This is a genomic window from Microcoleus sp. F10-B2, from assembly GCF_036704965.1.
Classification (GTDB): Bacteria; Cyanobacteriota; Cyanobacteriia; order Cyanobacteriales; family Microcoleaceae; genus Microcoleus.
Window position 1 is genome coordinate 1 of the sequence record NZ_JAUBTB010000052.1, and the last position, 12,203, is coordinate 12,203.

The 12,203-nt window shown below is 47.7% G+C and carries 3 protein-coding genes and 1 CRISPR repeat array; all 3 genes read right to left on the reverse strand.

The annotated features are described in order from the left end of the window. Positions 1-353: 353 nt before the first annotated feature. Positions 354-2,414, reverse strand: a complete 2,061-nt coding sequence (locus QUA99_RS20040; protein WP_333236155.1) for an elongation factor G — start codon at positions 2,412-2,414, stop codon at positions 354-356. 617 nt (positions 2,415-3,031) lie between these two features. Beyond that, a CRISPR array of direct repeats spans positions 3,032-7,570; the repeat unit is 37 nt; unit sequence GTTTCAATCCCTGATAGGGAATTAGGTTAATTGCGGC. 279 nt (positions 7,571-7,849) lie between these two features. Next, positions 7,850-9,967, reverse strand: coding sequence for a DNA-binding protein (locus QUA99_RS20045; protein ID WP_333236156.1), 2,118 nt, complete (start codon positions 9,965-9,967; stop codon positions 7,850-7,852). 264 nt (positions 9,968-10,231) lie between these two features. Further along, positions 10,232-11,998, reverse strand: coding sequence for a ribonuclease III domain-containing protein (locus QUA99_RS20050; protein ID WP_333236157.1), 1,767 nt, complete (start codon positions 11,996-11,998; stop codon positions 10,232-10,234). Between the last annotated feature and the right edge of the window lie 205 nt (positions 11,999-12,203).

Consider the following 12,203-nt stretch of genomic DNA (forward strand, 5'->3'; position numbering starts at 1 on the left):
GAACTGCCAAATGGCTAAAACGAATACAGCTCAAAGAATACAGCCACCGAAACTACCCCCTGCAGGGGTAAGTTCCGGTTAATGCTAGCTGAGAATATTATTTCAGCGTTACGTAAGTTAACTGAATAATCAGGTAAATCTGAGATGTTGCACCATTCTCAATAAGCTTTTATGAACAGGCTTTCGGGCCCGTTCCGCGAAGAGTGAATTTTCTCGCGGAACGGGCCCGAAAGCCTGTTAAGCGAGAATGGTGCAAGATGTGAGGTAAATGGGAATGAACCCCAATGAATTGTAATTGCAACTCGTACAAAAACCCGGTTTCTTGAAGAAACCGGGTTTTTTAAGACAATTACCTAACTTTTACCGTTGCCGTTTCCATTGCCGCCAGTGGTTAGCAAAACCCGCTTAGCTAAAGGTTCCGGCACTTCTTGCAATCGATCGAACTCCCAATTAAAAAATCCGACTCCCATTGTCTGCGATCGCAATTCTACAATCAAATTCTGCATTTCTGCGATCGGCAAATAAGCGGAAACAGCATCCCATCCCTTCCAGTCTTGTTTACCTTCGTAGCCGAGAATTTGGCCGCGGTGTCCGCTGACCAACTGCAACACCTTTGATGTACACTCGTTCGGAGCGCAAATTTCAACTTTGGCGATCGGTTCCAGCAATGCCGGTTCGCACTTCGCCATTCCCTCCTGCATCGCCAAACGCGCCGCTTGCTTGAAAGCTTGTTCGGAACTGTCAACGGAATGGTAGGAACCGTTCGTCAGCGTCACCGCTACGTCTACCACGGGGAAACCCAGCGGGCCGCGATCCAAATACTCGCGCACTCCCACTTCCACGCCGGGAATGTACTGTTTTGGGACGACTCCGCCGACTATTTTGTCGCTAAAGCTGAAACCTTCTCCGCGAGGCTGCGGTTGAATGTCGAGGTACACGTCGCCAAACTGTCCGTGCCCGCCGCTTTGGTGTTTGTAGCGCCCGTGGATGGAAGATACAGGTTTGCGGATGGTTTCTTTGTACGGCACTTGCGGTAAGTGAGTTACCATCGGCAAGTTATACTTGCGGCGCAACCTGTCTAGGGCTACTTTCAGGTGGATTTCGCCTTGACCCCAAAGTATAATTTCCTGAGTGTCGCCGTGCTGTTCCCAGACTAAAGATGGGTCTTCTTCTCGCAATTTAGCTAAAGCGGAGCTCAGCTTAACTTCATCGTTGCGCTTTTCTGGGACGATCGCCAGTGCGTAGACAGGCGGGATGATTTCGGCTTTTGGCAATTCTTCCTCCGAGCCCAACACATCGCCTGTTTTCAAGCCTTCTAGCCTTCCCAAAGCCACAATTTCCCCGGCGCTGACAGACTGCAAACTTTGGGTTTGCTGGCCGGTCAAGCGGTACAAACCGTTAACTCGAACGCCGTTCAAAATTGCTCCGTCTGTCAGCGTCCCCCGCCACATTCTCACTAACGATAGTTTGCCTCCCTGGGGCGTGTAATAGGTTTTGAGGATTTGAGCCAGAACTTTGTTTTCACTTTGTATAAAGCCGCGGCGATCGGCTGTAGTTTCGGGTGTCGGCGCTTCCCTCAGCAAAGCTTCCAGCAGAGGCCGCACGCCGAAATCTTGTTCGGCGATGCCGATGAATACTGGCACAATTAAATCTGCGCCTAATTCCATCTTTAAATCGCGGGTAATTTCTTCGGCGTCGGGATTGATTTCTTCGAGCAATTCTTCGAGTAAATGGTCGTCAAAATTCGCCAATTCTTCGAGCATTTGCTGCCGCGCTGCGCTTTCTTGTGCTTTGAGGTGTTCTGGAAGCGGGACGGGATCTGCGGCGGCGCCCGGATGGTAGTGGTAAGCTTGTTCGGTTACTAAGTCGATAAAACCGATGATTTGTTCGTTTTTGCCGATCGGATATTGGTGAGGTACAATTGGTCTGCTGGAAACGGATTTGAGCGCGTCGATCACTTCGGTGAAGTTGCTGCCACAAGTGGTTTCGTCTGTGCAAGCTCGATCGATCTTGTTGATGAAAACTAGGTGGGGAATTTCCCAATCGTCGAGGAATTTAAACAGGGGTGCGAGGGTTAAAGTGCGATCGGCAACGGGTTCGCAAACAATTATCGCCGCATCCACACCAATTAGCGCATTGTAAGTTTCTTGGGCAAATTCTACCGAGCCCGGACAGTCGAGAAATGTGAAGCGGACGCCTTGATATTCAGCGGTGGCGGCGTTTACTTCTACGCTCATTTGGCGATCGCGCGCTTCCGGCGAACTATCACCTATTGTGTTGCCATCTTTGACATTTCCTTTGCGGGTAATTGTCCCTGTCACCGACAGCAAACTTTCGAGCAGTGCGGTTTTACCGCTTAAATAAGGGCCAACAATTGCAACGTTCCGCGCGGCCCCAAGGACTTTTTCGTTCATATTGCCTCCAACAGAAAACTTGTTTTCCATTGCTCTTGGTGCAACCAGTTCTATACCATTTTCTAGACTTTTTCTAGGTTAATTTTTATTGCATTTTCGAGCAACTTCAGATTTTGGTATGATTCTATACTTTTGACGCTAGCGTATTTTGAGTGACGCAAACACAAATTGTAGTTTTTCTTAATATTTTTAATTTTTAACCGCAGATGAAGGCAGATTAACGCGGATAAAACTCTCGTTCCCAGGCTCTGCCTGAGAACGTATTTCTAGAGGCTCTGCCTCGATTTTAGCGGTTTTTCGTGTCTAATTTCTCAGCAGTCGCAAACCGCTTGCTCCTGTACGTTTCAATCCCTAATAGGGATTTAGGTTAATTCCTGCTCACCCATACGGGAATGTCTTTTGCTTAGGCAGAGTAGATCGTTTCAATCCCTAATAGGGATTTAGGTGAATTGCTGTCACATCAGATATTGCTAATAGGATAAGAGCAATTATTTCAATAGACTTCTTGCAAAAGTCCTTTCGATCAAATTTTCGGACGGGCTCTCCGGCCCATCCCACAAGAGAAAAAACTTTTTGTGGGACGGGCCGGAGAGCCCGTCCCAGCTATTTTTGCAAGAGGTCTAATCCCTGATAGGGAATTAGGTTAATTGCGGCAAATGATTTTTTTGGTAACAAGCATTGTGTTTTCCTTTTGCAGTTTCAATCCCTGATAGGGAATTAGGTTAATTGCGGCCCTTAGTCATCAGCGAACACGCTTCAGCAATGCGACGTTTCAATCCCTGATAGGGAATTAGGTTAATTGCGGCACGCTCGAATTCTTGCAATTTCATGCTAGATCCTGTTATTCAGTTTCAATCCCTGATAGGGAATTAGGTTAATTGCGGCACTGCACAATTTGATTGATTATTTGTGAGTAAGTGCCACCAGTTTCAATCCCTGATAGGGAATTAGGTTAATTGCGGCACTCCATGATGGTATTGTTGGAGGTTGTTGAATTAGAGTTTCAATCCCTGATAGGGAATTAGGTTAATTGCGGCATATCATATAGGCTTGATGTGTGTTAACTTACCTTACAAAGTGTTTCAATCCCTGATAGGGAATTAGGTTAATTGCGGCCGAAAAATTTGTCAATTCGCCTGAGTTGATAGTAGTTTCAATCCCTGATAGGGAATTAGGTTAATTGCGGCCCATCGGGGACGTTTGCCGTAAAATGGCGATCGGTGTTTCAATCCCTGATAGGGAATTAGGTTAATTGCGGCTCTGCCAGCCGTCCGCCGCGCTTCTTGGTTCCGTGTTTCAATCCCTGATAGGGAATTAGGTTAATTGCGGCCGTAAAAGATCCAAGTCCGGCAACGACTTATACGTTTCAATCCCTGATAGGGAATTAGGTTAATTGCGGCCCAAGATTTTGACTATCTCTGTGGATGGTACTGGCAGTTTCAATCCCTGATAGGGAATTAGGTTAATTGCGGCTCGTTCGGTTCCGGGCGCGGTGCTTTTGCAGCCCGGGTTTCAATCCCTGATAGGGAATTAGGTTAATTGCGGCTTAAGCCGTCTGGGACAAGATACGCAAACACAGGAAAAGTTTCAATCCCTGATAGGGAATTAGGTTAATTGCGGCGCGATCTTAGCTTCCATGTGATTGCTAGCAGCTTGCGTTTCAATCCCTGATAGGGAATTAGGTTAATTGCGGCTTGTAGGTATGCGGTATCACCCGTTGTAGCCGGAGTGTTTCAATCCCTGATAGGGAATTAGGTTAATTGCGGCTTGCTTGCATCGACAGGAAAGGGTAGAATTTAAAGGGCGTTTCAATCCCTGATAGGGAATTAGGTTAATTGCGGCTTGCCGTAGATCAGCATCTGACATTTCGGATATGCGCGTTTCAATCCCTGATAGGGAATTAGGTTAATTGCGGCGCGCTTGCAGTTGTTCTGGAGAGTGCCAGCCAAAAACCCGTTTCAATCCCTGATAGGGAATTAGGTTAATTGCGGCTTCGGCGAAGGTAACGAGCGGCAAATTGATTTAAAGTTTCAATCCCTGATAGGGAATTAGGTTAATTGCGGCTTTCTGTGACGATACAATCGCGGGCCTCTACATCGTTTCAATCCCTGATAGGGAATTAGGTTAATTGCGGCTCCCGATCGAGTGCATCTAGTGTTTGATGATGAGTATTCTGTTTCAATCCCTGATAGGGAATTAGGTTAATTGCGGCCAAAATGAAATTAAAAATTAATTTTGAATATTCAAGTTTCAATCCCTGATAGGGAATTAGGTTAATTGCGGCCGGGAATCGTAACTATGCGCAGGTTGAACGATTCAGTTTCAATCCCTGATAGGGAATTAGGTTAATTGCGGCGCAAAAACTCACTGGGTAAAATCCGCTACCAAAGCCCGTTTCAATCCCTGATAGGGAATTAGGTTAATTGCGGCTACAAAAAAGGATAGGTCACCCACAACTTACAAGGGGTTTCAATCCCTGATAGGGAATTAGGTTAATTGCGGCGTTCGGCGGCGGGCGCTTGCTCTACCAATTGGCGCGTTTCAATCCCTGATAGGGAATTAGGTTAATTGCGGCCGAATTGGGGTTAATCAAGGTCGAGGGAGCCAGCACCCAGTTTCAATCCCTGATAGGGAATTAGGTTAATTGCGGCTCCATGATCATCGGCATCGATGCTGAGAAAAAGTTAGTTTCAATCCCTGATAGGGAATTAGGTTAATTGCGGCGTTTCAAAGCTATTCATGAGAAGGCAACAAGCGAGTTTCAATCCCTGATAGGGAATTAGGTTAATTGCGGCGCGCGGGGAATCCTACCCGCCGTCGATCGTCTGGTTTCAATCCCTGATAGGGAATTAGGTTAATTGCGGCAAAGTTGTTACTACTACTTTGGACTCTTTACCTGTTAGTTTCAATCCCTGATAGGGAATTAGGTTAATTGCGGCTCAATCATGCCCGAAATATTGGGAAGCGAAACAGAAGGTTTCAATCCCTGATAGGGAATTAGGTTAATTGCGGCCAGTGATACCCCATGATTTTGAGATTGTCATAAAGTACCGTTTCAATCCCTGATAGGGAATTAGGTTAATTGCGGCTCCAACCGGGATTTATTGCGATACAGAAGAAGAGGTGAGTTTCAATCCCTGATAGGGAATTAGGTTAATTGCGGCACACTGGAAAAATTCAGACTGAGGATTAAAAATGTTTCAATCCCTGATAGGGAATTAGGTTAATTGCGGCAGGATCAAGATTCAATTAATCGATCTTTTATCTCATGTTTCAATCCCTGATAGGGAATTAGGTTAATTGCGGCCCAATGGCAGCTTAAACAGGTACTGTATGAGCTAATATGTTTCAATCCCTGATAGGGAATTAGGTTAATTGCGGCGTAAAAATAATAACCGTTAAAAGAATTCCTTTTACGTCGCCGTTTCAATCCCTGATAGGGAATTAGGTTAATTGCGGCTCTAGATATTTCTTGCATTCGCACATCGCAAGTTGTTTCAATCCCTGATAGGGAATTAGGTTAATTGCGGCCAGATTGGCAACGCAACCTAGAGAAAATGCTTTCTCATGTTTCAATCCCTGATAGGGAATTAGGTTAATTGCGGCTTGCGACTTCAGCGATTCAACGCCTCCCAGTTGGTTTCAATCCCTGATAGGGAATTAGGTTAATTGCGGCGCGATCGCCAGCAGCCGGCAGCGTAGTTTTAAAGTTTCAATCCCTGATAGGGAATTAGGTTAATTGCGGCTTGAGTAACGGTAACTCCCGTGCGAATGTCCATATTTGTACCGTTTCAATCCCTGATAGGGAATTAGGTTAATTGCGGCTTGAGCCCATTTCCCCAGAGATTGAGGCAAAAATTGCTGTTTCAATCCCTGATAGGGAATTAGGTTAATTGCGGCATACACAAAGCTGCCGCTAATTTGAAGGCTCAAGTTTCAATCCCTGATAGGGAATTAGGTTAATTGCGGCGCTATTGATTGCGGATTCTAGAATAAAATTGAAGTAGAGTTTCAATCCCTGATAGGGAATTAGGTTAATTGCGGCAGAAATTGCGCCGGGTTGCCTCCAGCAGTGCAGCCGTGTTTCAATCCCTGATAGGGAATTAGGTTAATTGCGGCAGAACGTAAGGTTTCGGCAATTCTCGAACTCACAGTTTCAATCCCTGATAGGGAATTAGGTTAATTGCGGCTTGGATAATTACAATGAGATTGTTGCTTGGACCGTTTCAATCCCTGATAGGGAATTAGGTTAATTGCGGCAATATTGGTCATTGTACGGCAATTTGATTCGCCGATACGTTTCAATCCCTGATAGGGAATTAGGTTAATTGCGGCACTTTTCTACCCAAGCAAATTCACCTTCAATTGTGTTTCAATCCCTGATAGGGAATTAGGTTAATTGCGGCCATAGGATCAAGTCCCCTTTCCTTTACGGGAGGGGGTTTTCGTTTCAATCCCTGATAGGGAATTAGGTTAATTGCGGCCAGGCTTTGCACAATTGTGGTACCGCTGCGGGGCGCGCCGTTTCAATCCCTGATAGGGAATTAGGTTAATTGCGGCGCATTTTACCCCCTCCCCCCCCTGTGACAGTGAAAGTTTCAATCCCTGATAGGGAATTAGGTTAATTGCGGCTTGCATGATTGTGAGGGGCGATCGGCTAAGTAGCAATTGTTTCAATCCCTGATAGGGAATTAGGTTAATTGCGGCCCGTAACAAACAAGCCCTCCAGTGCGCCGATAAGTTTCAATCCCTGATAGGGAATTAGGTTAATTGCGGCGAAATTTTCAAGGGCCCTGAAGCAGAAGCAAAAAGTTTCAATCCCTGATAGGGAATTAGGTTAATTGCGGCCGGATGCAGGCGACCGACATCTTGGTCGGAATTTGGAAGCAAGGTTTCAATCCCTGATAGGGAATTAGGTTAATTGCGGCGATGCTCCTACACCCTGAAGAATTTCCGCCCGCCTGCTAAACCAGTTTCAATCCCTGATAGGGAATTAGGTTAATTGCGGCTCCAAAACAAAACAAGTTCCCTTTTGGATACGCAATCAGTTTCAATCCCTGATAGGGAATTAGGTTAATTGCGGCGGGCGATCGGTTCGAGCACCGCTGGCAGTCTCGCGGTTTCAATCCCTGATAGGGAATTAGGTTAATTGCGGCCGCCCGTTCCACAAGCCTTGCTGTATTTGGTTTTCAAGGTTCAGTTCCGTGAATCTAAAACGAAAGTACCATTTCAGCCTTCGACTTGTCAATACCCATTTTTTCATATTCACCCCAAAGCCTTATCCTGTAATACTTTCCGCATTTCCGTGAATCATTTTTTCAGACATAGAGCCTCAAACTCTTGCAGCACATGGATTGTAGCCCCAAAATTTAACACCTCGATTTTTACACCTACCCATTCACGGATTTTCCACCCAAAAACACACATCAACCCGATCACCACTTCCCCAAAGCCCCCCAAACAGTACCCGAAACCATCCCCCAAATCGCCCCCAAACCAGCGCCCACGATCGCCCCCGCCACAGGTCCCAACTCCACCGGCACCCCAGCGCTAACAGCCGGAAACATCGCCGACACCAACGCCCCCAACACAGCACCCGCGAAAGTCCCCAAAAAACTGCCCCAAATCGCCCCCAAAGCCCCACCTTTCATCCCCGAAGGCTGAAACGAAATCGGCAGCTTCGGCGAAAACCCGCACAAACCCAACAAACCCCCAGAAAGCACACCTCCCACAGAACCCACACCAGCCGCCACGATCGCCACACCCAGCAACAAACTTGCAAACTCGTTCACCGGCCGCATCTGACCGTAATATTGCTGCCAAACCACCAGCCCAGCCCCCAAAAAAACACCTGCCACAGTCCCCAAAAACGCTCCCCAGACCGCCCCCAAATACCCTCCCCGCCGGCCCCACACCCTGCCCACCGGCTGCGCCAGAGGAGGCTGAAAAGCAGCCCAAACACAGCCCCAGACAGCACCAGTCACCGCACCCGACAAAATCGCCTCCCCGATCGCCGGATTGTTATTAATCACCCCAGATACCGCACCGCCGATCGCCGCTAAGAAAAAAGCCCCCCAAGCCGCCCCCACCAAAACACCTCCCCACTTCCGCCAAATCTGATTCGGCGACAAAGTAAAAACGCCCCACATCATCCCAAAAAAACAGCCCCAAATCAAACCGACAAAAATCGCCCCCAAAATAGCGCCGCCGCCCTCAGCGATTACCGAAAAAATTCCCGACACCGCCGCCAAACACAAACTGCCCCAAACACCTCCCCAAGCAGCATCCTGAAAAATGCGTTCAAACTTGCCCGCCGGAACCCGAGGCGCGGGAGTCCGACTCCGAGAAGACATCGGCATCGGCAGCAGCGGCACTGCGTACTGGCCGAGTTGGCGCGGCAGCCCCGTGGCGGGCTGTTGCCGGCGCACTGCGGGATCCCTCCCGACGGGCGGGGGTTGGGGCTTTTTACGCTTGATTTTCGCCGGCTGCAAGTGCAATCCGTTGCTGACTGCTTGCCGCGAAGGAAACGGATCGCGGCCTTTGAGGAGTTTTGCCCGATCGCACCAAGGGCACCGACTCAGATGATTTCCGTATTTATGCTGACTGTTTTTGCTGCAAGTAATTAAAGAATCTTCCGCTTCCCGAATCGCATTCACCCAAGTTTTCGCATCCGGGCGCGCCGCAGGATTGCCGTGCCCTTCCTCAAAACAGCGGATAAACATCTGCCGCAGCCGCGGATGCAGCATCTCGAAAGGAGGCGCAGCGGGCATCGGGCGGTAGGGAATCCGCTTCGTACCTGTGGGGAAATGGCCCGATCGAATTCTCGCTTCCAAAGACGGCGGTTCATCGCTACCGAGATAAACTCCCGAAAACGGATGCGTACCTTCCATCAGCAATTGAAAAATTAATACAGCTAAACCGAACAAATCGTGCTCTGGAGTTCGATCGATATCGCGGAAAGTCTGCCCTTGCAACTCCGGCGGCGTAAACTCGGGTTTCCCCACGGGACACCGATAAACATAACCGGTATAAGGATCGCGCACTTGAAACGAATCCGTGTCTACCAGCGTTACCAACGCCGTATCCGTGACGAGAATGTTCGACTCGTTCACGTCGCCGATGACGTAACCCCTGACGTGGAGGGCGTTTACAGCCGAGGCGAGATTTCTGGCGGTACGGTGGAGGTAAAGATAGCTAAATAGCGGTTTTTGTTCGCGCCTGGTTTTGGGAGTGTAGAAAGTGTGTACCGGCATCACTTTGTTGACGCGCGGCATCACAAAACCGACGATTTTTTCTCGCCCGCCGACAGTATGCAGCAAATCGATCGGCCAAGCAATAGAAGCGTGTCCCGGTTCCGCGATCGGTGCATCCGGCGGCATACTGAACATAACTGTGAGTTTGTCGCCGTCTTCGTCTGTCGGTTTGTGGTAGATTTTTGCTACAAGGGACGAGTCTTGGGCGATCGGGTAGATGCGACCTTCACCCCCGCTGGCGATCGCGCTGTTGCTGTCGATCGCAATCAGTTGTCCGCTAAATTGGCGCTGCAACTGCATAGAATTCCGTTATGGGATAGAGGATTTGGAAGCCATCACTCAATAAACTTGACTTGCACATTAAATCTTACCTTTGTTATGACTTAGGCGCGGGTGCGTCGAAACCGGGTTTTTCACCAAAATAGGCGTTGCAGCCCGCAGATTCGGTAAAAAACCCGGTTTCTTGGGTCGGAGTGCGTCAGCCCTGTTTCCATTAGTGGGATGGGCGTCCCGCCCGTCCATCCATTAGTGGGATGGGCGTCCCGCCCGTCCGCGCTATCAAATTTAAATGTGAACCAGCTTCAAATCCACCGACAATAAAAACATTTTATCCTCAATTCTTTGTCTGACGACTGGTGTCACCTGACAATTATCGCTGTTGAGGCATTCCACCAGCAAGTTGTGGGCATAATAATACTGTTTCAGCAATGTTTTCTGTTGGGGGCAGAAATCTAAATTGTAGCCGATCGCGCTTTTGAATTTGGCCATCCAACAGCGACCGCACTCTTCGCGCCACTTTTTCCAGTTTTGCAAATCCGGCATCTGAGTCTGAAATTCTTCCAGCAGTTGTTTGAGTTCTGGTTCAATGTTTAGCCCCAAGATGCCAACTAAGATACCCGCTACATCACCGTCACAAGCCAATTTTAGAGATCCGCTGACCTCGGCAAATTCTACATTTTTTCTAGCGCTTGCAAAAGAATTCCTCAACTTACGAACTTTCGATTTATCAAACTTCAGACTCGGATCGAGAACGCCAGTCAAAGTCAAATCGAGGACGCAAACCAAGGCTAAATAAAAACCGCGAATTTCCGCCGTTTTTAAATTCGTTTTCACTGACTGAGACTTTTGATTTGCCCACAGTAGCAAATGCTGCAAAGTTTCATCTTTAGCTGCCAGACTGTCTATTTTTTGTTGCATCAGCAGCAAAAAATCGTCAGCCGGTTGCAAAATGCTGGCCACTCTCAAAAATTCATTTTTCCATTTTTTATCTGTAATCCTGCTGACCAATTCCGGCAGCGATTCTGGGTCTGCACTGTCAATCAGATATTCTGGTTGAGTGTCGGTTTCCTCTACCAGTTCGTCAACTGCGGTTTTGATAAAGTTATCCACCAACCAATCGCGAGTGCGCGAGAAATTGCTTTCCAACTCTAGGTAATGGCTGCCTAATTTTGCCTTAAAGTCTTTGGGAAAAATCTCTTTGGCGACTAACATATTTTTCCAGCGAGTTAGCTGGCTGGCGTTGCGTTCGGGAAAGCGGTTGTACAAATAGTCGATCGCGATCGCATCTAGAATGTCCGCGCCCAGGATTTCCCGCCGTTTGACCTCGTTTCCCGGCACAATTTGCGGCTGCCAAGTTAGATAAAGACGATCGCTGACTGTTTTTTCAATCAAACGCTGAATCAGCCATTTTCCCGCACTGGAAAAGTCGCGGTCGAACTCTAAGTAAATCGCACCAAACAACGCTTCAAAAGTCTCGGGCAAAAATCTATTGTACTCGCTTTTGTCTGTCTTTTGACCGCTCCCGACGCGCCAACTAAGTTCGTTCAAGTTCAAAGTTCGTGCAACAGCCGAGAGTTTTTGATTGTCTGCTAAACTAGCTTTTAAGGTTGAGATAGCATCCGGAGCGAGGTCGGGATATTCGCGGTACAGATAATCGGTAACAACAGCACCAAAAATCGCTCCGCCTAAAAGTGCAAGCCTGTTGTATTTAACTTCTTGCCAAACGGGACGATCGCGCAAACGAGCGGGGCAATGGCTGGTATGGGAACCGCGAGTCAAGGCAATTTCCAGCAGTTTTATTTGCTCAAAGCTGCAAATGTCGATCGCTGCTTTGACTGCTTCAATATCTACCTTTTTATTTTTTATTACCTCTAATTCTTCTTCACATTTTCCCCACTTTTCCAACCAATCACCGCCAGCATCTTCAACATACAAATCCACAAAATCTACCCCGTAATTCATCCATTCATCCTGCATTTTTCTGGCTGCTTCCAGTTCTTCCCAGACTTTTTGCAAGTTATTTTCAACGGTGTTCGTACCTTGTACTGTCATAGTATTGAGTTTGCTGTAATTTGATTTTATTTCCAACAATTTCACCGCCATTAAATCAAATCTCTATTTAATTGATCCCGAGTTGCTAGTTATATGACAAGATTGATTCCTGCGGTAAATATTCCCGTTGCTTAGCTTTCGTATCAAGCACCTGTTGCCGCCGTCTGGCAGACCCCTCCCGGAAACAGAAAACGAGAGCAAGAAT

Excerpts from the sequence above, each read along its gene's own strand:
- QUA99_RS20040 (WP_333236155.1), bottom strand. The coding sequence starts at position 2,414 with ATGAACGAAAAAGTCCTTGGGGCCGCGCGGAACGTTGCAATTGTTGGC.
- QUA99_RS20045 (WP_333236156.1), bottom strand. The coding sequence starts at position 9,967 with ATGCAGTTGCAGCGCCAATTTAGCGGACAACTGATTGCGATCGACAGC.
- QUA99_RS20050 (WP_333236157.1), bottom strand. The coding sequence starts at position 11,998 with ATGACAGTACAAGGTACGAACACCGTTGAAAATAACTTGCAAAAAGTC.